Here is a 19802-nt window from a genome sequence, read left to right as displayed (position 1 = left end):
CCTTTGGGTTCAGCTTTGCGAGACGAGGCGCGAAGGTGCATCGAGGTTCGCAACCACCTCGCCGAACGGGCCACTCAACGAGCCACCGGCCAGTTGCTTCTTCGCCTTGCGCGAGAGCAGTGGGAACACCAGTTCGGCGAAGCGGTAAGCCTCTTCGAGGTGCGGATAGCCCGAGAGAATGAATTTGTCGAGACCGAGCGCTGCGTACTCCTCGATGCGCGCCGCGACGGTCTTCGCGTCGCCCACGAGGGCCGTACCCGCGCCACCGCGCACCAGGCCGACACCGGCCCACAGGTTCGGCGAAATCTCCAGCTCGGCGCGCGAACGCTTCGCGCCACCCGCATGCAGCGCGGCCATGCGGCGCTGGCCTTCGGAGTCCATGCGCGCGAAGGCGGCCTGGGCGCGGATGACGGTGTCGTCGTCCACACGGCTGATCAGTTCTTCAGCCGCCTTCCACGCGGCGTCTTCGGTCTCGCGCACGATCACATGCAGGCGGATGCCGAACTCGACGCGGCGGCCCTGCTTCTCGGCGCGGGCGCGCACGTCGGCGATCTTTTTGGCGACTTCGGCGGGTGGCTCGCCCCAGGTCAGGTACGCATCGACCTGCTCAGCCGCGAGGTCATGCGCAGCGGCCGACGAGCCACCGAACCACACGGGCGGGTACGGCGTCTGCACCGGCGGATACAGCAGCTTGGCGCCCTTCACGCTCAGGTGCTTGCCTTCGAAGTCGTAGCCCTGGCCATCGTGGCTGCGCGTGAGAATCTCGCGCCAGATGCGGATGAACTCGGCCGACTGCTCGTAGCGCGATGCGTGATCCAGGTACACGCCGTCGCCTTCGAGCTCGGCCTGGTCGCCACCGGTCACGAGGTTCACCAGCAGGCGTCCGCCCGAGAGCCGGTCGAAGGTCGCGGCCATGCGCGCGGCGAGGCTGGGCTGGTGCAGGCCCGGCCGCACAGCGACCAGGAACTTGAGCTTCTTCGTCGAGCCGATCAGGCTGGAGGCGATCACCCACGGGTCTTCGCACGAACGGCCGGTGGGAATCAGCACGCCTTCGTAGCCGAGGTTGTCGGCTGCACCCGCGATCTGCTGCAGGTAGGCCAGGTCGATGGGGCGCGCGCCTTCGCTCGTGCCGAGGTAGCGGCTGTCGCCGTGCGTGGGGAGGAACCAGAATATCTGCATCACGCGACTCCCGCGCCGGCGGCTTCGAGCACGTTGATCTTCTTGGGGATCAGCTTCAGTTCGAAGAAGGTGTCGGCGATCTTCTGCTGCTCGGCGAGGATGGCCTTGGTGATCGGCGTGATGCCGTAGGGCGTGCGGGCCGTGGTGATGTCGGCCACCGGCTTGGGCAGGCCCCACAAGGCGGCCAGTTCGCCAGCCAGGTCGCCCTTGTTCGCGGAGCCCCAGGCTTCGACCTTGTTGATCTCTTCGACCGCGATGGCGATCACGTCGGCGTTCTTCGCCACGTAGTCGAGCGACGAGAAGTAGTAGGCGCGGTTGCCCACCACGCCCGTGGCGTCGGCGAGGATGCGCGCGTCGAGCGTTTTCTCCGCGGCTGCGAGGAACGGGTCCCAGATCACCCACGCATCGACCGAGCCCTTTTCGAACGCGGCGCGCGCATCGGCCGGCGGCAGGTAGGCCAGGTTCAGGTCGGCGTACGACAGGCCGTGCTTCTCGAACAGCTTGACGATGAAGTAGTGGACGTTCGAGCCTTTGTTGAGCGCGATCTTCTTGCCCTTGAGGTCGGCCACGGTCTTGATGGCCGAGCCCTTGGGCACCAGCACGGCTTCGGTCTGCGGGCGGTGCTGCGTAGCGGCCACGTAGGCCAGCGGTGCACCGGCGGCCTGCGCGAAGATGGGCGGCGCTTCGCCGACATCGCCGAAGTCGATCGAGCCGACGTTCAGCGCTTCGAGCTGCACCGGGCCGGCCGTGAACTCGGTCCACTTGACCGTGACGCCCAGCGGCGCGAGCCGCTTCTCCAGCGTGCCGCGGCCCTTGAGGATGTTGAGCGTGCCCTTCTGGTTGCCGATGCGGAACTGGCGCGTGGGCGCCTGGGCCAGTGCGGCGAACGAAGGCAGCGCAATGGCTGCGGCTGCGCCCTGGATCAGGCGGCGGCGAGGAATGGAAATACGGTTCATGGCTGTCCTGGGGTGTTGGGGCGCCACGCGGTCACGCGGCGGAAATGAAGCTCACGATCAGCGCGATGGCGCTGACGACGATGGCGCTGACGACGAGATCGCCCAGCGCGTGCCAGAAGGAACGCGGCGGCGTTTCGAGGGCGGAGTCTTCGGTGGCGACGGGGTTCATGCGGGGATTCCTTGGTGCAAAACTTTTGGGCAAAGCTGTCCCCTTGCCACACACAGGCGGCTTTGAAAAAGGGACGGGGATGGGTCTGGCTGAACTCGGGCTCGATGGTGAGCCCGGTCGTCAGACGCTACATCGCACGCGAGAAAACGGTACGGGTTCGAATCCGTGCGTTGCGGGCAGCTTCAGGCCTTCGGTCGCAAGCACCTCGACGGCCTCGTTGAGTCGCTCGGCCAGGTCGTTGTGCACCTGGTAGGCGTTCTCGGGCGTCAGCACGATCTGCGAATCGCTCGCGTAGACGCCCGGCAGGATGTGGCGCGCCGCCAGCGACTGCAGCACGGGCCGCAGCGCGTAGTCGAGCGCGAGCATGTGATGGGGGCTGCCGCCGGTGGCCAGCGGGAGCACGGTCTTGCCCTTGAGCGCGTTCTGCGCGAGCAGATCGAGAAAGACCTTCAGCACACCGCTGTAGGCCGCCTTGTAGACCGGCGTGGCCACCACGATCACGCGGGCCGCCGCCACCTGGGCGATGGCCCGCTCGATGGCCGGATGGTTCCATTCGGCCAGCAGCAGCGCCTGTGCCGGCAGGTCGCGGATCGCGAGCCGCTCGATGCGGGCATGGCGTTTGGCCAACCGCTCGCCCACGGCCTCGAGCAAGGCGGTGGAGCGGGACGGGGCCGAGGGGCTGCCGGCAATCAGGAGAACGGACACGGGAGGCTTTCGGTTTTCTTCGGAAATTCAGGGCGTGCCGGGTCGCGGCGCTCGCGAAACGGGCGCCATCACAACCGGCTCTGCAGCGCGGATTACTTCTGCTTGGTTGTGTAGATCTGGTCGAACGAAGCACCGTCTGCGAAGTGCTCCTTGTCCGCCTTCGCCCAGCCGCCGAAGGCTTGGTCGATGGTCACCAGCGTCAGCTTGGGGAACTGCTTGTCGTACTTGGCCTTGGCCTTTTCGGACGTGGGGCGGTAGAAGTTGCGGCCTGCGATGTCCTGGCCTTCGTCGGAGTACAGGTACTTCAGGTATTCCTCGGCCACGGCGCGGGTGCCCTTCTTGTCGACGACCTTGTCGACCACGGCCACGCTGGGCTCGGCCAGGATGGAAATGGACGGCACGACGATTTCGAACTTATCCGGACCGAATTCCTTCAGCGCCAGGAAAGCTTCGTTTTCCCAGGCCAGCAGCACGTCGCCCACGCCGCGCTGCACGAAGGTGATGGTCGAGCCGCGCGCGCCGGTGTCCAGCACGGGCACGTTCTTGAACAGGTTGCCGATGTATTCCTTGGCCTTGGCGTCGCCACCGTACTTGCGCTTGGCGAACTCCCATGCGGCCAGGTAGTTCCAGCGGGCGCCGCCCGAGGTCTTGGGGTTGGGGGTGATCACCTGCACGCCGGGCTTGACCAGGTCGTCCCAGTCCTTCAGGCCCTTGGGGTTGCCCTTCTTCACCAGGAACACGATGGTCGAGGTGTAGGGGGCCGAATTGAGCGGCAGGCGCTTCTGCCAGTCGGCCTTGACGAGGCCGCCGTGGGTGACGAGCGCATCGATGTCGCCGCCGAGCGCCAGCGTGGCCACGTCGGCATCGATGCCGTCGATGATCGAGCGGGCCTGCTTGCCCGAGCCGCCGTGCGATTGCTTGACCGTCACGTCCTGGCCGGTCTTGCCCTTCCAGTACTTGGCGAAGGCCTGGTTGTAGTCCACGTAGAGCTCGCGCGTCGGGTCGTACGAGACGTTCAGCAGCGTCACGGGGCCCTTGGCGGCCGCAGTTCCTTGGGCAAACGTCGGCAACGCCGACAGGGCCAAGGCACCGGCCACGCCGGCGCCCAGGGAAAGCTTGATAAAGTCGCGGCGAAAGCTCATGGTGTCTTGCTCTAAAAAGGCATATCAATGAAGCTGCGTATTCTCAATACGACATATAGAAACTGGAACGACCAAGTTTTCAGTTCTAAATAGCTAAATCAACTAAGCGACACGCTTACCCCACCCAAGAGGCAAAAAAATGGCACGCATGGTTCAGTGCATCAAGCTCGGCAAAGAGGCCGAAGGGCTCGACTTCCCGCCCTACCCCGGCGACCTGGGCAAGCGCCTGTGGGAAAACGTCAGCAAGGAAGCCTGGGCCGCCTGGCTCAAGCAACAGACCATGCTGGTCAATGAAAACCGGCTGAACCTGGCCGATCTGCGCGCCCGCCAGTACCTGGCGCGGCAGATGGAAAAGCATTTCTTCGGCGAAGGCGCCGACGTGGCGCAAGGCTACGTTCCTCCTCCAGCGGCCTGAACTTTCCTGCCCGCCGTGACCGCTGAGCCGGTGGCCTGGCCCGCCGACGGCGTCCCGCGCAGCGAACGCTTCGACGACATCTATCACACCGAAACCGGGGCGCTGGCGCAGGCTCGCCATGTGTTCCTGGACGGCTGCGGACTGCCGCAAGCCTGGGCCGGGCAACCGCAATGGCGGATTCTCGAAACCGGCTTCGGGCTGGGCCTCAATTTCCTGACAACCTGGCAGGCGTGGCGTGCAGACGCCAGCCGGCCGCGGATGCTGCACTTCGTCTCGGTCGAGGCATATCCGGTCGGAGCCGGTGATCTCTTGCGGGCTGCCGAGGCGTATCCGGAACTGGCCTCGCTGGCCGGCGAGCTGGTCGCACAGTGGCACGGACTGCTGCCGGGCTTTCACCGCCTCGCCTTCGACGAAGGCCGCGTCCTGCTCACCCTGTGCATCGGCGACGTGCAGGCCATGCTGCGCGGCCAGCGCTTCGAGGCCGACAGCATCTTCCTCGACGGCTTCAGCCCCGAGCGGAATCCGGCGATGTGGTCGCCCGACACGCTGAAGGCGGTGTCGCGATTCGCCCGCCAAGGCACGGGCCTTGCCACCTGGACCTATGCAGTTGAGGTGCGCGATGCGCTCTCGCAGAACGGCTTCCAGCTCGAAAGGCGCCCTGGCCTGCCGCCCAGGCGCGACTGCCTTGGCGGCGTCTTCGCGCCGGCCTGGACGGTGCGGCGCCGCGGGCCAGCGCCCGAGCGGATCGAGGCGCCGGGCCGCTGCGCCGTGATCGGTGCCGGCCTCGCGGGCGCAGCCGTGGCCGCGAGCCTCGCGCGGCGCGGATGGCAGGTCACGGTGCTCGATGCGGCCTCACGTCCTGCCTCGGGCGCTTCCGGCCTGCCGGTCGGCGTGCTGGCGCCCCATGTGTCGCCTGACGACGCCCTGCTCTCGCGCCTGACGCGAGCGGGCATCCGTGCCACCTGGCTCGAACTGGAACGACTGCTGGAAGAAGGCCGCGACTGGCGCGCCAGCGGCGTGCTGGAACGGCGACCCGAAGGCGACGTGCGTGTGCCTGCCGGCTGGAGCGACAACGGCCCCAACGAATCGTGGCCGGCAAGCGCCGATCAGTTGAGCGCAGCCGGCTTGCCGGCCGATGCGCCTGCCATCTGGCATGCGCGTGCCGGCTGGGTGCGCCCGTCACGGTTGATCGAGGCCTGGCTGCGTCAGCCAGGTGTCGAATTCCGCGGCAATGCATCCGTGGCGCGCGTCACGCGAAACGCCGACGGCTGGCAACTGTTCGATGCAGCGGACGAACTGCTGATCGATGCAGACCGCGTGGTCGTCGCCGCCGGCTTCGAATCGGGCCGCTTCGCTCCGGAGTTGCCGCTGCAGCCGGTGCGCGGACAGGTCGCGTGGGGCCACGTCAACGACAGCGCCCTTCCAGCCAAGCCGCTCAACGGCGACGGCCACCTGATCGCCAACGTGCCCGATGCCGAAGGCGCCCTGCTCTGGCTGGCCGGTGCGACCTTCGACCGCGACAGCACCGATCTCGCTCCGAATACCGATGACAGCGCCGCGAACCGCGACCGCCTCACGCGGCTGCATCCCGCTGCCGCGGCCGCGTTGGCGCCGGCCTTCGAGCGCGGCGAGGTCAACGCCTGGGTCGGTGTGCGCTGCGCCTCGGGCGATCGTCGGCCGCTGGTCGGTCCGCTGACCGAGGGGGCGAATGGCCTCTGGGCCTGCACCGCATTGGGTTCGCGCGGACTCAGCTTCGCGGCCATCTGCGCCGAACTCCTGGCCGCGCAGTGGCATGGCGAACCGCTGCCGTTGCCCGCAGCGCTGGCCAAGGCACTCGGGACCCAGCGGCTCTAGGAGGGCGTCGCGCCGGAAGGCGGAGGTGCCAGCAGATGGTCGATCCGGCTGTCGCCATAGGTGCGCACCACTTCGGAGATCACCACCTTGTAGCCATCCAGCCAGTTCGCCTGCGCCGCCTTGGCTTGCTGGTGCACCGGATGACGGATCAGCGCCTGCAGGTTGTCGAGCGAATCCCAGTAGTAGACATTCGACACCAGCCCGTTGCCCGTGTTCTCCCATGTTTCCTCGCCCAGGTAGCCGGGCAGTGATTTCGCGGCCGCGGCGATGGTCTGGTCGAGACGATGGAATTCGTCGTCGAACTGCTTCTTGGCGAAGATGAAGGTGGCGGAGTACATGGCGGCCGGAATCCCTGTGACAAAGAAAGAGAAAAGGCGCCCGAAGATCGAGCGGGCGCCGATTCTGCGGCATTCGCCCACAAGAACAAGCCACTGCGCACGCCGCGAACGCACGAGAATGCCCCATGGCCATTCAGTACGACATCACGCACACCACCATCTATCGCTACAACAAGCCGGTCACCTTCGGTTTGCACCGGGTGATGTTCCGGCCCCGCGACAGCCACGACCTGCGCGTGCTCGCCACCGACCTGCAGGTGAGTCCCCAGGCTTTCACGCGGTTGATTCAAGACCCGCATTCCAACTCCGTCGCGTTGGTGCAGCCGATGGGCGAGGCGACCGAGCTGCGCATCGTGTGCTCGTTCACCATCGAGCATGTGCCGGCCCAGCAAGACCAGCTCGCGCTCGATCCGGCCGCCGAATTCCTGCCCTTCGCCTACTCGGTGCAGGAGCGCCTGGACCTCGAACACTACCTGCGCCCGCACCACGAAGACGATGCCAGCGGCACGCTGATCCGCTGGGCCCACCAGTTCCTGCACAGCGACAAGCCCAACAACACGCGCGAAGTGCTCACGCGCATGAACGCGCACATTGGCCAGAGCCTCGAATACAAGGCGCGCGACGAGGAAGGCACGCAGACGCCGCTGGCCACGCTCGCGCTCGGCAGCGGAAGCTGCCGCGACTACGCGCTGCTGATGATGGAAGCCGCGCGCCGCCTGGGCATCGCCACCCGTTTTGTCTCGGGCTACCTCTACGACGCCGCACTCGACCGCGCAGCGCAGGCGCCCGGCGAATCGATGACCGGCGCCGGCACCACGCACGCCTGGCTGCAGGCGTACCTGCCGGGCATCGGCTGGCTGGCGTTCGATCCGACCAACAACCTGATGGGCAGCGGGCAGCTCATCCGCGTGGGCGTCACGCGCGACCCGGCGCAGGCTGCGCCGATCTCGGGCAGTTGGTATGGCGATGCCGAGGCGTACGAAGGCCTCGATGCCACGGTGGTGGTCACCCGCCGCAAGGGCTGATCTCTCCCCAGGGTTCTGCGTCGGTGTCGCGCACGGTGTCGCGCAGGAGATAGCAGCTACGGGAAAGCCCGGGCCGATGCGCCCGGCATCGCCCCTACGCTGCGCCGCCGGTCAGCGAAATAGCACGGTCGTTCTTCATGGCCGTCCGGGCAGCGCTGCGCCGGCGATCTTCAACCAAGAACCCAGAAGAAACGGAGAGAGACATCCCATGCATTCCGCGCGCCTGACACTCCTTGCCCTCGCCACCAGCCTTGCCGTCGCATCCTGCGGCGGTGGGGGCGGTGGAAACGGTTTTGCCTTCACGCCGCTGCCGCCGGCTCCCGCGCCCGCGCCGCCAGCGCCGCCTCCGCCCGCACCGCCGCCAGCCCCCGAGGAAACGCGCGTGCAGGACACCCGCAATTCCTTCGCGCCAGCCGACCCCTCGGCCACCACCTTCGCGGCGCTCGCGGCCGACGGCAGCGACGTCATCGACAACACCACCACCAGCCGCTGGGCCGGCATGCTGGGCGGCGCCCAGTACCACGTCGAAGTGCCGGCCGCCTGGAACGGCAAGCTCGTGATGTATGCGCACGGCTATGCCGGCGAAACCAACGTGCTGTCGGTGACCGCCCCGTCGATCCGCCGCTTCCTGATCCAGAACGGCTACGCCTGGGCCGCATCGAGCTACAGCAAGAACTTCTATGACGTGCGTGTGGGGGTGGAAGATACCAACGCGCTGGCGCTGGAGTTCAACAAGATCGCCAAGGCCAACGGCCGCGAGCTCGCTGCGCCGACGAAGACCTACATCACCGGCCACTCCATGGGCGGCCACATCACCGCGGCGGCGATCGAGGACGAGGCCTTCGCCACCGCCAACCACAAGGTGAAGTACAACGGCGCGGTGCCGATGTGCGGCGTGGTCGGCGACACCGAACTGTTCGACTACTTCGCCGGCGCGCAGGTCACGGCGCAAGCGCTGGCGGGCCTGCCGAAATACCCGACGCCGAACTGGTCGGACATCTCCGCGCAGGTCACCAGCACGCTGTTCACCACCTTTCCCTCGACGCCCACGGCCACGGGCCTGAAGTTCGCCTCGGTCGTGAAGAACCTCACCGGCGGCGAGCGCCCGATGTTCGACCTCGGTCTCGCCGCCGGCGGTTCATTCGCGGCGGTGTGGGGCGTGTTCGGAAGCGATGGCACCGTGAACGGCATCCTGAACAGGAACACGCTGGACACCAACCGCTTCACCTACACCATCGACAGCGACGCGCCGGGCTCGACGGCGCTGAACGGCTCGGTGATCAAGCTCACCGCAGCCGCCGACGCCAACCGCCTGCGCACCGACGGACTGCGCTGGATTCCCAAGGCCAACGGCGAATTCAAGATCCCGGTCGTCACACTGCACACGCTGGGCGACCTGTACGTGCCGTTCAGCATGGAACAGATCTACAACAAGCGCGTGGCGGCCAAGGGCAACAGCGGCTGGCTGGTGCAGCGCGCGGTTCGCGGCATCTCGCATTGCGACTTCACCATCGCCGAGCAGGTCGAAGCCTTCGACGCGATGGTCAAGTGGGAACGCGACGGCGTGAAGCCGGCGGGCGACGACGTGGTCACGGCCGCGACGGTGGCGGCGCCCGCCTACGGGTGCACGTTCACGCGGCCGCTCGGCGCAATCGATGAAAGCGGCACGAGCAAAGCGACGCGTCCGGGCGCCGCAGCGGCACGTCCCTGCCCACCCTGAGCGACGAGGGAGTAATCAGCGCGCGGGCGGCAGCGCCGCCCGCGCCGCCGCGAGCTTCGCCTCCAATTCAGCGACGAGCGCCCTCGCCTCGTCGCCTTCCGGAATATCCCGGCCGCTGTCGCGCCATGCGACAGCGCTCTTGAACCCTTCCGCCTCCGCCTGCCGGCGAAACCACATCCCCTCGGGGTTGTGCCGCGTGATGCCGTCGAACACCGTCGCGAACATCTGCGTCTGCTCCAGCCCCATCGAATGCCAGACCTGGTTGACCACCAGCTTGTGCATCATCAGATGCGAGCGCGGCACGCCCGCGATGCGTTGTGCGAGCTTCAGCGTGGCGTCGTCGAGCTGGTCGGCCGGCACCGAGAAATTCGCGAGGCCCCATTCGGCCGCCTGCGTGCCGGGGATGGTGTCGCCGGTGAACATCAGCTGCTTCGCACGCATCGCGCCGAGCCGGTAGGTCCACATCGCCGTGGTCGGGCAGCCCCACACACGCGTGGGCATGTAGCCGATGCGCGCATCGTCGGCCATGGTCAGCAGGTCGCAGCACAGCGCGATGTCGCTGCCGCCGGCCACCGCGTAGCCGTGTACCTTGGCGATGGTGGGCTTGCGGCAGCGCCACAGGGCCATGAAGTCGTCGGTGTTGCGCTTCATGGCGGCGTAGTCGAGCATCGGGTCCCAGGGCGTTTTCTCCTGCCGGCACGGGTGGTCGGCCTCGCCTTCGCGGCCGTGCCCTTCGGCGTAGTCGCCGAGGTCGTAACCGGCGCAGAACGCACGGCCCGCGCCTTCGACCACGATGACGTGCACCTCGTCGTCGGCTTCGGCCCATTCGACCGCCTGGCGGATTTCCGAAGGCGTGGTGTCGCCGATGGCGTTGAGCTTCTCGGGGCGGTTGAGCACGAGGCGCGCGATGCGCGGATGCTGCGGGTCCTTGTCGATCAGGACGGTCTTGAAGGCGGGCATGGTCTTGTGTCTCCTTGGGTTGTGTCGCGCTGCTTTTGTAGCATCGCGCCCGCGCCGGCCGGCACAGGCAAACCCAGGGGGAGTCCGAGGGGAGTACCACGCGGTGACCGCATCGAGCGGCTGAACCGTCACGCCGGCCCGGAGACCCGAATCGCGTCAGGCCCCCGCCGCTCCGCCCAACTGAAAGCGGAACACCGCCCCCTTGCCCGCCTGCGGCACCAGCCGGATGTCGCTGCCATGCAGTTGCAGGATGCGCTGCACGATCACCAGCCCCAGTCCGCCGCTGCCCGAGCCGTCGCTGCGCGCGCCGCTCATGAACACGGGCCGCACGAACAGCCCCTTCTGCAGCTCGCCCGGAATGCCGGGGCCCGTGTCGCTCACCTGCACCGCCACGCCTGCGTTCGCGGCGCGCAATTGCACTTCGATTTCTCCACCGGCCGGCGTGTGGCGGATGGCGTTGTCGAGCAGGTTGGTCAGCACGCGCTCGATCATTCCGAGATCGGCCGACACCACCGGAAGGCCCGGCGCGATGTCGGGCCTGAGCTGCTGGTGCCGGGCCTCGGCCGCGAGCTCGAACTTCTGGAACACGTCTTGCACGAGATCGGCGAGCGCGAAGTTTTCCTTCTCGGGTTTGACCACGCCGTACTCGAGCCGCGCGAGTTCGAACACCTCCTGCGCGAGCCGGCCCACCTTGCGGCTCTGGCCGAGTGCGATCTCCAGGTAGCGGCGGCGCTCTTCGTCGCTGAGCGTGCCGGCCTTGAGCAGCAGGGTTTCGAGATAGCCGTGCAGCGAGGTGAGCGGCGTGCGCAGGTCGTGCGAGATGTTGGCGAAGAGCTCGCGGCGCTGCTGGTCCGAAAGCGTGAGCTCGCGCCATTGCTCGGCGATGCGGCGCGTCATCTGCGTGAAGGCCTGGCCCAGCAAGGCGATCTCGTCGGTGCCGTGAGAAAGCCGCTCCAGCGTGGGCGTTTCGCTTTCGAGCGAAGCGATGCCCTCGGTCTCGAAGCGCTTGACCGCCTTCGTCAGCTCTCGCAGCGGCCGCGTGATGAGCCTGAACGCCGCCAGTCCCGCGATCAGCCCGAGCAGCGCGACCAGCGCCATCGACCAGAGCGTGGTGCGCAGCACGTTGTCGGTCGCGACGTTGGCCGCGAGCGCGTCGTAGTCCTCACCCTGCAGCACCACGTACACATAGCCGGCATCGCGGCCGCCCATCTTCAGCGGTGCGGCGCTGAACACCTTGGCCGCATCGGCGCTGCGCGGGTCGTCGCCGAGGATGGGCAGCGGCGCACCCGAGAGCAGCTTGCGGATCGGCTCCAGCGCCACGCGCTCGCGCTTCATGTGCCCGGGCGGCGCGGCCTGCGCCTCGATGCGGCCGTCCAGGCCCAGCAGATAAACCTCGACGCTGGGGTTCACGGCCATCAGCTTGTCGAACAGATCCTTCACCGCGGCCTGGTTCAAGCCACCGGGCTGCATCAGTTCGGAGTTCTCGGCGATGTGCGCGGCGAGCCCACCCGACAGGCGCTGCACCACCTCCTGCTCATGCAGTCCGCTCGATCGCATCTGAAGCCACGCCGATGCGCCGTAGCAAGCCAGCAGCAGCACAGCGAACACCATCGAGAGACGGCGAGAAAGCGTGGCCCAAGCCATCATGTCGCGCCCTCTTCGCCCGCGCCCGTCGGCGAAAGCTTGTAGCCCCGCCCCCACACAGTAAGGATGCGCCTCGGCTCCGCCGGATCGGTCTCCACCTTCGTGCGCAGCCGGTTGATGTGCGTGTTGACCGTGTGCTCGTAGCCGTCATGCTGGTAGCCCCACACCTGGTTGAGCAGGTCGAGCCGCGAGAACACCTTGCCGGGGTTGCGCGCAAAGAAGTACAGCAGGTCGAACTCGCGTGGCGTGAGCTCGATGAGCTTGCCGTCCACGCGCACCTCGCGCGCCAGCGGTTCGATGTCCAGGTTGCCCAGCGTGAGGCTGCCCGACTCCATGCGCGCATTGCGCGCCAGCGCATCGGTGCGCCGCATCAGCGCCTTCACGCGCGCCACCAGCTCCAGCACAGAGAAAGGCTTGGCCAGGTAGTCGTCGGCGCCCAGCTCCAGCCCGAGGATGCGGTGCACTTCGCTCGAGCGCGCGCTGATGATGATGATCGGCGTATAGCGCGCCATGGCCCGCGCGCGGCGGCAGATCTCGAGGCCATCGACGCCGGGCAGCATCAGGTCGAGCACCAGCGCGTCCCAGTTGCCGCGCTCCAGTTCGCGCAGGCCCGCATGGCCGTCGGCGGCGTGTTCGATGGCATAGCCTTCGTCGCGCAGGTGCATGCGCAGCAGTTCGGCGATGTGGGCGTCGTCCTCGACGATCAGCACGCGTTTGGGGGTGTCCATGGCGCCGATTGTCCCGCGATACGGATTTTCGAGTTATCACGATTAATTGAACTTTGCGTGATGAATCGGCCATGGGGTGCGCCCAAGAATCCAGCCCATGAACAGCACCGCCCTCACAAGCATTGCACCCGATGCCCGCCCCATCCACCCGCTGTGGATGCGCATCACGCACTGGCTCAACGCCCTGGCGATCCTGGTGTTGGTGACCAGCGGCTGGCGCATCTACAACGCGGCGCCGTTCTTTCCCTTCAGCTTTCCGAACGGGGCCACGCTGGGCGGCTGGCTCGGCGGTGCGCTGCAATGGCACTTCGCGGCGATGTGGCTGCTGGTGTTCAACGGCTTCGTGTACCTGGCGATCAACATCGCAAGCGGACGGTTGGCCCACAAGTTCTTCCCGGTCACGCCGGCCGGCATCTGGCACGACGCGCTGGCCGCCCTCAAGGGCAAGCTCTCGCATGCCGACCCGCGCCGCTACAACAGCGTGCAGCGCCTGGCCTACCTGTTCGTGATGCTCGACATCGTCGTCATCGTGCTCTCGGGCCTCGTGCTGTGGAAGTCGGTGCAGTTCGCCGTGCTGCGCGACCTGCTGGGCGGCTATGAGTTCGCGCGCCGCATTCACTTCTTCGGCATGGCCTCGCTCGTCGCCTTCGTGGCCCTGCACCTGGTGATGGTCGCCCTCGTGCCCCGCACCCTCCTCACCATGATCCGCGGCCGTGCGCCCAAAGCCTGACATGAGAATCTTCAAAGCCCCCAAGATGACCGGCGTCGATGGCGATGCCGTGGTGCGCGAAGCCCGCACGCTGATCGCGAAGAACCTCGACCAGCCCGCGCGCCGCGCCTTCCTGCAGCGCTCGCTCACGCTGGGCGGGCTCTCGCTGCTCACAGGATGCAGCATCAGCGACGACAGCCATGTCGAGGCCGCGCTCTCGAAGATCTCGCGCTTCAACGACAAGGTGCAGGGCCTGATCTTCAGCCCCACGCAACTCGCGGAGACGTACCCCGAATCGATGATCACGCGGCCCTTTCCGTTCAACGCCTACTACGGCGAAGACGAGATCCGCGAGGTCGACGAAGCCACCTACAAGCTCGAAGTGACCGGCATGGTCGCCGACAAGCGCAGCTGGACGCTCCCGGAGCTGCGCGCGATGCCGCAGCACGACCAGGTCACGCGGCACATCTGCGTGGAAGGCTGGAGCGCGATAGGCAAGTGGGGCGGCGTGCGCTTCGCGGATTTCCTTCGCCACATCGGCGCGGACACCACCGCCAAGTACGTCGGCTTCAAGTGCGCCGACGACTACTACACCAGCATCGACATGCCCACCGCGCTGCACCCGCAGACGCTGCTGGCGCTGACCTACGACGGCGAAACGCTGCCGCCGAAGTACGGCTTCCCGATGAAGCTGCGCATGCCCACCAAGCTTGGCTACAAGAACCCCAAGCACATCAAGGCGATGTTCGTCACCAACACCTACACAGGTGGCTACTGGGAAGACCAGGGCTACAACTGGTTCGGAGGGAGCTGAGGCGTCTTCATGACAACTCGACTGCCGATGAAAAGCGCGAAAGCAAAAACCTCAACTCAACCTCAACTCACTCAAGGACTTCCAATGAACAAGCTCACCGCAACCCTGCTCGCAACCTGCATGGCCTTCGCCGGCGCCTCGGCCTTCGCCGCGGACACCATGGCGAAAGACAGCATGGCCAAGGATTCGATGTCGAAGGACGGCATGAAGAAGGACTCGATGGCCAAGGATTCCATGGCTAAAGACGGCATGAAGAAGGATTCGATGGCCAAGGACTCGATGTCCAAGGACGCCATGAAGAAGGACAGCATGGGCAAGGACGAGATGAAGAAGTAAGGCAAGCGCCATTGACGACCGGTGGATTCGGCGGCAATGTCGCCGCCACCGGCTTTCTGCATTCAGCGCACCCCTCAAGGACAAACCATGAAATCCCTCGCACTCACTGCCGGCGCACTGGCTGCCGCGGCCCTCGTCTGGTATGCGGTGCCGTCGTTCGCCGAACCGGCGAAACGCGTGCCCGCTCCCACCGCCGACCTGGCCGCACCAGCCGCTGCAAAAACCGAAACCGCCGTGTTCGCAGGCGGCTGCTTCTGGGGCGTGCAGGGCGTATTCCAGCGCGTCAAGGGCGTGAGCAACGCGGTGTCGGGCTACGCCGGCGGCGATGCGAAGACCGCGCGCTACGACGAAGTGGGATCGGGCCGCACCGGCCATGCCGAATCGGTGCGCATCACCTACGACCCGAAACAGATCAGCTACGGCAAGCTGCTGCAGATCTACTTCTCGGTAGCGCACGACCCCACCGAGCTGAATCGCCAGGGCCCCGACACCGGCACGCAATACCGCTCCACCGTGTTTGCGGAAAACGCCGAGCAGGCCCGCATCGCCAAGGAATACATCGCGCAGCTGAACCAGGCCAAGACCTTCGGCAAGCCGCTCGCGACCACCATCGAAATGGCCAAGCCCTTCTATGCGGCCGAGGACTATCACCAGGACTACCTCACGCTCAACCCGAGCCAGCCCTACATCGCGATCAACGACATGCCGAAGATCGACGATTTGAAGAAGCTGTTCCCGGAGAGCTACAAGGCGACGCCGTCGCTGGTGCGTGGCGCGAAGGCCGGATAGTCGATTCGGCGCGATGCGGTGTTCCTGGGCCCGGCCGCCGGCTCAGTCGCGGGCAATGACCAGTTCGAGACCTTGGTCCTTGGCCGCATCGCGCGCGTCCTGCGGCAATTGCGCATCGCAGACCCAGTGCGTCACCGCGCCGAAGGGCACCACCGAGACCAGCGCGCGCTGGCCCCATTTGTTGCTGTCCACGATCGCGCACACCTGGCGGCTGCGCTCCATCACCGCGTGCTTGACCTGCGTTTCCAGGTGGTTGGTGTTGGTCCAGCCCACCTCGGCATCGACCCCGCGCGCGCCCATGAAGAAGAGGTCGAAATGGAAGTTCGCGACCTGCGCCAGCGTCATCGGGCCCACGGCGCTCACGCCGGTGGCGTAGATCTCGCCGCCTATCGCATAGATGTCGTAAGGCGTGCGGCCCACCAGCTCGGCGGCGATGTTGATGCCGTTGGTGACGATCGCCAGCCGCTTCACGTTCGGAAGGCCCTGCAGGATCGCGCGCGCCACTTCCATCGAGGTGGTGCCGGCATCGAGGTAGATCGACCAGCCGTCCTGGATGAGGCCCACCGCCGCCGCGCCGATCTGCTGCTTCTGCGAGGAGCCCTCCTGGATGCGCACGCCGAACTCGGTGTCGCGGCCGAGCGGCAGCGCGCCGCCGTGCACGCGCTTGAGCAGGCCGGCATCGTGCATCTCCTGCAGGTCGCGCCGCAGCGTCATTTCCGACAAGGTGAAGCGGCGCGCCATGTCGCTGACCCGGCAGGCGCCCTCCTGCGCGAGCACCTTCAGGATCAGCATGTGCCGATGCTCCGCCGTCGTCGCCTGCAAGGCTTCTTGCCGGGACGGATCGGGGGGAGCCTCGGAGGCCATCGGTGCGGGGCGGGAAGCGTTTCGGGTCATCGCGAGGTTGTTTGTCTATCGGGCCTGCCCATAGTAGGCGCCGGCACCATGCTTGCGTTCGTAGTGCTTGCGGATCACGGCGGGCGGCAATTCGCGCGCCAGCGGGTCGATCGACTGCGTGAGGTAGGCCATCTGCGCCAGCTCCTCGAGCACGCGAGCGTTGTACACGGATTTCATCGCGTTCTTGCCCCAGGTGAACGGCCCGTGGCACGACACCACGATCATCTCGACCTCCTGCGGCGAGATGCCCTGCATGCGCCGCACGATCTGGTGGCCGGTTTCTTCCTCGTAGTCGCGCGCCACGGCCTCGTCGCTGATGACCTCGGTGACCGGCACCGCCACCGTGAGGTGGTCCGCATGCGTGGTGCCGTAGATGGGGATGGCGCGCCGCGCCTGCGCCCACGCCACGGCATGCACCGAGTGCGTGTGGCAGACGCCGCCGATGCCTTCGAAGGCGCGGTAGAGCACCGCATGGGTCTTGGTGTCGCTCGAGGGCCGCAGGGTGCCTTCGACCACGCGCGCGTCGAGGTCGACCACCACCATGTCGTCGGCCGTCATCTCGTCATAGGGCATGCCGCTGGGCTTGATCGCGAAGACGCCCTGCCGCGCATCGAAGGCGCTCACGTTGCCGAAGGTGTACAGCGCCAGCGCCTGCTTCGGGATTTCCAGGTTGGCCTCGTAGGCCTCGCGCTTGAGTTCTTTATGCAGCGTCATGGATCGCCTTCTCTTTCTTCATGCCCTCGACCAGGGCGCCCATTTCCATATAGCGCCGGAACAGCGCGCGGTAGGCCTCGGCCTCCGCCGGCCGCGGCTCGTAGACCAGGTCGAAGCCGCAGGCCATGGCCCGCTGCGCGGCCGGAATGTCGGCGTGGATGCCGCAAGCGACGGCCGCGCACATGGCGGCGCCCAGCGCCACCGCCTGGTCCGACTTCGCCACGCGGATGGGCTGGTCGAACACGTCGGCCTGGATCTGCATCAGCAACGCCGACTTGCGCGCCACGCCGCCGATGGCGAGCACTTCGTCGATGCGCACGCCCGACGCGGTGAAGCGGTCGACGATGGCCTTCGCGCCGAAGGCCGTGGCCTCGACCAGCGCGCGGTAGAGCTGCGGCGCCGAGCTGCCCAGCGACAGGCCGAACAGCGCGCCGTGCAGCGTCTGGTCGGCATAGGGCGTGCGGCGCCCGTTGAGCCAGTCGAGCGCGGCCACGCCGTGCGCGCCCGGTGGTTCCAGCGCGGCGGCGCGCTCGAGCCGCGGCAGCAGATCGGCGCGCAGCGCCTCGCGGTTCGGCCCCTCGGGCAACGGCCATTCCAGCACCCGCGCGAACCATGCGAAGGCGTCGCCAACCGCCGACTGCCCTGCTTCCAGGCCGATGGCCCCGGCCATCACCGAGCCATCGACCTGCCCGCAGATGCCCTCGACCACGCGGTCCGCGATGTCGTCGGTCGGCGCCAGCACGATGTCGCAGGTCGAGGTGCCCATGATCTTGACCAGCGTGTGGTGGCGGATGCCCGCGCCGACGGCGCCCATGTGGGCATCGAAGGCACCCACGCCGACCACCACGTCACCGGGCAGGCCCAGCCGGTCGGCCCAGGCGGGCGTCAGCGCGCCGATGGGGGTTTCGGCGGTCCAGGTTTCTTCGTAGAGCCGGTCGCGAATGCCGTCGAGCAGCGGGTCGATGTGGCTGAGGAAAGCCTGCGACGGGAGGCCTCCATGGCCCTCGTTCCACATCGCCTTGTGGCCGGCGGCGCAGCGGCTGCGGCGCAGCCTGCCTGGTGCGGTGGTGCCGGTGAGTTCGGCCGGCAGCCAGTCGCAATGCTCGACCCAGCTCGCGGTGGCCTCGCGCACCTGTGCGTCGTGCCGGAACACCCACAGCAGGTTGGCCCAGTACCACTCGGCCGAATAGACGCCGCCGATGTGCGCGGTGTAGTCGACGCCGCCCCAGGTGCGGGCGGCGTCGGTGATCTGCTCGGCTTCGAGCGTGGCGCTGTGGTCCTTCCACATCAGGAACATCGCGTTCGGGTTGTCGGCGAAGGCCGGCCGCAGCGCGAGCGGGCAGCCCGCTTCGTCGACCGGCACCGAGGTCGAGCCGGTGGTTGCGATCGACAGGCCGCGCACGCTCGCACGGACCTCGGGCGACACCTGCGACAGCGCGGCGCGCACCACCTGGGTCAGCGCATCGAGATGGTCCTGCGGATGCTGGCGGAAGATGCGCTGCGTGGGGTCGCAGTACAGGCCGGCCGCCCAGCGCGGAAAGGCCGCCACCGCGCTGGCGAGCTCCTCGCCGGTGGCGGCGTCCGCGATCACGCAGCGGCACGAGTCGGAGCCGAAGTCGACGCCGATGACATGGGTTCTGGTCATCATGGCCCTCAGTGCTGCGCTTGCTTCTGGCGCCATCTGTCGATGATCACCGCGAGCAGGATCACCGCGCCCTTGGCCACGTACTGCCAGAAGGACGAGACGCCCATGATGGTGAGGCCGTTGTTGATCACGCCGATGATCAGCGCGCCGATGACGGTGCCGACTATCGAACCCACGCCGCCCATGAGGCTGGTGCCGCCCAGCACCACCGCCGCGATCGCATCGAGCTCGTAGCCGGTGCCCCAGTTGCCGTTGGCGCCGAACAGCCGGCTCGCCGACATCGCGCCTGCGAGACCCGAGAACAGGCCGCTGATCGCATAGACGAAGAGCAGCACGCCGCCCACGCCGATGCCGGTGAGGCGCGCTGCCTCGGGGTTGCCGCCCACCGCGTAGATGTGCAGGCCCAGGATGGTCTTGCGCAGGATGACCCACGACAGCAGCGTCACGCCGGCGGCGATCCACACCAGCCAGGGCAGGCCCAGGAAGTCTTCGTTGCCGATCCAGCCGAAGCTGGGGATCTCGCTGTTGAGCACCGTGGTGCCATCGGCGAACAGGTAGGCGGCGCCGCGCAGCGCGGTCATGGTGCCCAGGGTCACGATGAAGGGGTTGATCTTCAGCAGCGCCACCGTCGTGCCGTTGATGAGCCCCATCGCAAGGCCCGCGGCAAGGAACACCGGCAGCGACAGGCCCGCATGGGAAGTGAGCGAGGTCAGCATGCCCAGCACCGCCGACACGGCCAGCATCGAGCCCACCGAGAGGTCGATGCCGGCGGTGAGGATCACGAAGGTCATGCCGGCCGCGAGCACCAGGTTGATGGACACCTGACGCAGGATGTTCATCGTGTTCGCGGTGGTCGCGAAGTTCGAGCCGCCGTCGCCCGAGACGTACACGGTGAGGCCCCAGAAGACGACGTAGAGGATCAGCAGCGCGGGCAGCATGCCCAGGCGCTGGAGGACGCCGGCTGCGCGGCCGGTGCGGGCAGGCGCGCTGGTCGGCGGGGACGCCGCCGGGGGTGCTGTGGAAGTGAGGGTCTTGGACATGGTGGTCTCGTGAAGGTGTGTGATGC

21 protein-coding genes are annotated in these 19802 nt (G+C 67.3%); 8 read left to right on the top strand and 13 right to left on the bottom strand.

All coding sequences use genetic code 11. From position 1 onward, the window contains the following. Nucleotides 1-9: 9 nt before the first annotated feature. The 5 genes from ssuD to QFZ83_RS10535 all read right to left on the bottom strand — a co-directional run bounded on the left by ssuD (nucleotide 10) and on the right by QFZ83_RS10535 (nucleotide 4151). A complete protein-coding gene (ssuD, locus tag QFZ83_RS10555) occupies nucleotides 10-1179 on the bottom strand; it encodes an FMNH2-dependent alkanesulfonate monooxygenase (protein ID WP_307505852.1) in 1170 nt (389 codons plus the stop codon). Further along, nucleotides 1179-2135 (bottom strand): sulfonate ABC transporter substrate-binding protein, encoded by a 957-nt coding sequence (locus QFZ83_RS10550; RefSeq protein WP_307505849.1) that lies wholly within the window; start codon nucleotides 2133-2135, stop codon nucleotides 1179-1181. Before QFZ83_RS10550 ends, ssuD begins: the two co-directional genes overlap by 1 nt. A gap of 31 nt (nucleotides 2136-2166) precedes the next feature. Further along, nucleotides 2167-2304 carry a hypothetical protein gene (locus QFZ83_RS10545; RefSeq protein WP_307505846.1) on the bottom strand — a complete coding sequence of 46 codons (138 nt, stop codon included), beginning with the start codon at nucleotides 2302-2304 and terminating at the stop codon, nucleotides 2167-2169. Nucleotides 2305-2424: 120 nt separating this feature from the next. Further along, nucleotides 2425-3009, bottom strand: coding sequence for an NADPH-dependent FMN reductase (ssuE, locus tag QFZ83_RS10540; RefSeq protein ID WP_176657204.1), 585 nt, complete (start codon nucleotides 3007-3009; stop codon nucleotides 2425-2427). 92 nt (nucleotides 3010-3101) lie between these two features. Continuing rightward, nucleotides 3102-4151 (bottom strand): sulfate ABC transporter substrate-binding protein, encoded by a 1050-nt coding sequence (locus tag QFZ83_RS10535; protein ID WP_307505841.1) that lies wholly within the window; start codon nucleotides 4149-4151, stop codon nucleotides 3102-3104. Between the two features lie 139 nt (nucleotides 4152-4290). Here QFZ83_RS10535 and QFZ83_RS10530 point away from each other — a divergent pair, with 139 nt between their 5' ends. After that, entirely contained in the window at nucleotides 4291-4566 is a 276-nt protein-coding gene (locus QFZ83_RS10530; RefSeq protein WP_013541095.1) for an oxidative damage protection protein, read from the top strand. Between the two features lie 15 nt (nucleotides 4567-4581). After that, nucleotides 4582-6420: an FAD-dependent 5-carboxymethylaminomethyl-2-thiouridine(34) oxidoreductase MnmC gene (gene mnmC / locus QFZ83_RS10525; RefSeq protein WP_307505836.1), complete on the top strand. Its 1839-nt coding sequence runs from the start codon at nucleotides 4582-4584 to the stop codon at nucleotides 6418-6420. Here mnmC and QFZ83_RS10520 read toward each other — a convergent pair. Then, complete coding sequence (locus tag QFZ83_RS10520; RefSeq protein WP_307505833.1) at nucleotides 6417-6758, bottom strand: antibiotic biosynthesis monooxygenase; 342 nt, start codon at nucleotides 6756-6758, stop codon at nucleotides 6417-6419. The two genes, mnmC and QFZ83_RS10520, sit on opposite strands and share 4 nt — an antisense overlap. A gap of 125 nt (nucleotides 6759-6883) precedes the next feature. On the opposite strand from QFZ83_RS10520, the gene QFZ83_RS10515 reads away from it, so the two are divergent. Both QFZ83_RS10515 and QFZ83_RS10510 read left to right on the top strand, forming a co-directional pair. Further along, nucleotides 6884-7783: a transglutaminase family protein gene (locus tag QFZ83_RS10515; RefSeq protein WP_013541092.1), complete on the top strand. Its 900-nt coding sequence runs from the start codon at nucleotides 6884-6886 to the stop codon at nucleotides 7781-7783. A 208-nt stretch (nucleotides 7784-7991) separates the two neighbouring features. Beyond that, entirely contained in the window at nucleotides 7992-9503 is a 1512-nt protein-coding gene (locus QFZ83_RS10510; protein ID WP_307505830.1) for an alpha/beta hydrolase, read from the top strand. Nucleotides 9504-9518: 15 nt separating this feature from the next. On the opposite strand, the gene QFZ83_RS10505 is transcribed toward QFZ83_RS10510, so the two are convergent. The 3 genes from QFZ83_RS10505 to QFZ83_RS10495 all read right to left on the bottom strand — a co-directional run bounded on the left by QFZ83_RS10505 (nucleotide 9519) and on the right by QFZ83_RS10495 (nucleotide 12835). Next, a complete protein-coding gene (locus tag QFZ83_RS10505) occupies nucleotides 9519-10463 on the bottom strand; it encodes a crotonase/enoyl-CoA hydratase family protein (RefSeq protein ID WP_307505828.1) in 945 nt (314 codons plus the stop codon). A 156-nt stretch (nucleotides 10464-10619) separates the two neighbouring features. Continuing rightward, nucleotides 10620-12110 (bottom strand): ATP-binding protein, encoded by a 1491-nt coding sequence (locus QFZ83_RS10500; protein ID WP_373457501.1) that lies wholly within the window; start codon nucleotides 12108-12110, stop codon nucleotides 10620-10622. Next, on the bottom strand, nucleotides 12107-12835 hold the full coding sequence (locus tag QFZ83_RS10495; RefSeq protein ID WP_307505826.1) for a response regulator transcription factor: 729 nt from the start codon (nucleotides 12833-12835) through the stop codon (nucleotides 12107-12109). Before QFZ83_RS10495 ends, QFZ83_RS10500 begins: the two co-directional genes overlap by 4 nt. Nucleotides 12836-12932: 97 nt before the next feature. Here QFZ83_RS10495 and QFZ83_RS10490 point away from each other — a divergent pair, with 97 nt between their 5' ends. The 4 genes from QFZ83_RS10490 to msrA all read left to right on the top strand — a co-directional run bounded on the left by QFZ83_RS10490 (nucleotide 12933) and on the right by msrA (nucleotide 15483). Next, nucleotides 12933-13565, top strand: coding sequence for a cytochrome b/b6 domain-containing protein (locus QFZ83_RS10490; RefSeq protein ID WP_307505823.1), 633 nt, complete (start codon nucleotides 12933-12935; stop codon nucleotides 13563-13565). 1 nt (nucleotide 13566) lies between these two features. Then, on the top strand, nucleotides 13567-14358 hold the full coding sequence (locus QFZ83_RS10485) for a molybdopterin-dependent oxidoreductase (RefSeq protein ID WP_307505818.1): 792 nt from the start codon (nucleotides 13567-13569) through the stop codon (nucleotides 14356-14358). A gap of 84 nt (nucleotides 14359-14442) precedes the next feature. Then, nucleotides 14443-14694: a pentapeptide MXKDX repeat protein gene (locus QFZ83_RS10480; RefSeq protein WP_013541085.1), complete on the top strand. Its 252-nt coding sequence runs from the start codon at nucleotides 14443-14445 to the stop codon at nucleotides 14692-14694. Nucleotides 14695-14781: 87 nt separating this feature from the next. Beyond that, nucleotides 14782-15483, top strand: a complete 702-nt coding sequence (gene msrA, locus QFZ83_RS10475; RefSeq protein WP_307505815.1) for a peptide-methionine (S)-S-oxide reductase MsrA — start codon at nucleotides 14782-14784, stop codon at nucleotides 15481-15483. Nucleotides 15484-15525: 42 nt separating this feature from the next. Here msrA and QFZ83_RS10470 read toward each other — a convergent pair whose 3' ends face one another. The 4 genes from QFZ83_RS10470 to QFZ83_RS10455 all read right to left on the bottom strand — a co-directional run bounded on the left by QFZ83_RS10470 (nucleotide 15526) and on the right by QFZ83_RS10455 (nucleotide 19776). Next, nucleotides 15526-16275, bottom strand: coding sequence for a DeoR/GlpR family DNA-binding transcription regulator (locus QFZ83_RS10470; RefSeq protein ID WP_307505813.1), 750 nt, complete (start codon nucleotides 16273-16275; stop codon nucleotides 15526-15528). A 117-nt stretch (nucleotides 16276-16392) separates the two neighbouring features. Further along, nucleotides 16393-17091: an L-ribulose-5-phosphate 4-epimerase AraD gene (araD, locus tag QFZ83_RS10465; RefSeq protein ID WP_013541082.1), complete on the bottom strand. Its 699-nt coding sequence runs from the start codon at nucleotides 17089-17091 to the stop codon at nucleotides 16393-16395. Continuing rightward, complete coding sequence (locus QFZ83_RS10460; RefSeq protein WP_307505808.1) at nucleotides 17078-18736, bottom strand: ribulokinase; 1659 nt, start codon at nucleotides 18734-18736, stop codon at nucleotides 17078-17080. Before QFZ83_RS10460 ends, araD begins: the two co-directional genes overlap by 14 nt. Nucleotides 18737-18744: 8 nt before the next feature. Beyond that, entirely contained in the window at nucleotides 18745-19776 is a 1032-nt protein-coding gene (locus tag QFZ83_RS10455; RefSeq protein WP_306879090.1) for a ribose ABC transporter permease, read from the bottom strand. Nucleotides 19777-19802 lie beyond the last annotated feature (26 nt).

The organism is Variovorax sp. W1I1 (genome assembly GCF_030815625.1).
Classification (GTDB): domain Bacteria; phylum Pseudomonadota; class Gammaproteobacteria; order Burkholderiales; family Burkholderiaceae_C; genus Variovorax; species Variovorax paradoxus_C.
Note: the sequence above shows the minus strand (reverse complement) of the source record. Positions and strands in the feature narration are given on the sequence as shown.

Coding starts and splice junctions, on each gene's coding strand:
- QFZ83_RS10530 (WP_013541095.1), top strand. CDS start 4,291: ATGGCACGCATGGTTCAGTGCATCAAGCTCGGCAAAGAGGCCGAAGGG.
- QFZ83_RS10480 (WP_013541085.1), top strand. CDS start 14,443: ATGAACAAGCTCACCGCAACCCTGCTCGCAACCTGCATGGCCTTCGCC.
- araD (WP_013541082.1), bottom strand. CDS start 17,091: ATGACGCTGCATAAAGAACTCAAGCGCGAGGCCTACGAGGCCAACCTG.
- QFZ83_RS10495 (WP_307505826.1), bottom strand. CDS start 12,835: ATGGACACCCCCAAACGCGTGCTGATCGTCGAGGACGACGCCCACATC.
- QFZ83_RS10460 (WP_307505808.1), bottom strand. CDS start 18,736: ATGACCAGAACCCATGTCATCGGCGTCGACTTCGGCTCCGACTCGTGC.
- QFZ83_RS10470 (WP_307505813.1), bottom strand. CDS start 16,275: ATGCTGATCCTGAAGGTGCTCGCGCAGGAGGGCGCCTGCCGGGTCAGC.
- ssuD (WP_307505852.1), bottom strand. CDS start 1,179: ATGCAGATATTCTGGTTCCTCCCCACGCACGGCGACAGCCGCTACCTC.
- QFZ83_RS10520 (WP_307505833.1), bottom strand. CDS start 6,758: ATGTACTCCGCCACCTTCATCTTCGCCAAGAAGCAGTTCGACGACGAA.
- msrA (WP_307505815.1), top strand. CDS start 14,782: ATGAAATCCCTCGCACTCACTGCCGGCGCACTGGCTGCCGCGGCCCTC.
- QFZ83_RS10485 (WP_307505818.1), top strand. CDS start 13,567: ATGAGAATCTTCAAAGCCCCCAAGATGACCGGCGTCGATGGCGATGCC.
- QFZ83_RS10490 (WP_307505823.1), top strand. CDS start 12,933: ATGAACAGCACCGCCCTCACAAGCATTGCACCCGATGCCCGCCCCATC.
- QFZ83_RS10515 (WP_013541092.1), top strand. CDS start 6,884: ATGGCCATTCAGTACGACATCACGCACACCACCATCTATCGCTACAAC.
- QFZ83_RS10455 (WP_306879090.1), bottom strand. CDS start 19,776: ATGTCCAAGACCCTCACTTCCACAGCACCCCCGGCGGCGTCCCCGCCG.
- QFZ83_RS10545 (WP_307505846.1), bottom strand. CDS start 2,304: ATGAACCCCGTCGCCACCGAAGACTCCGCCCTCGAAACGCCGCCGCGT.
- QFZ83_RS10500 (WP_373457501.1), bottom strand. CDS start 12,110: ATGATGGCTTGGGCCACGCTTTCTCGCCGTCTCTCGATGGTGTTCGCT.
- QFZ83_RS10510 (WP_307505830.1), top strand. CDS start 7,992: ATGCATTCCGCGCGCCTGACACTCCTTGCCCTCGCCACCAGCCTTGCC.
- QFZ83_RS10535 (WP_307505841.1), bottom strand. CDS start 4,151: ATGAGCTTTCGCCGCGACTTTATCAAGCTTTCCCTGGGCGCCGGCGTG.
- QFZ83_RS10505 (WP_307505828.1), bottom strand. CDS start 10,463: ATGCCCGCCTTCAAGACCGTCCTGATCGACAAGGACCCGCAGCATCCG.
- QFZ83_RS10550 (WP_307505849.1), bottom strand. CDS start 2,135: ATGAACCGTATTTCCATTCCTCGCCGCCGCCTGATCCAGGGCGCAGCC.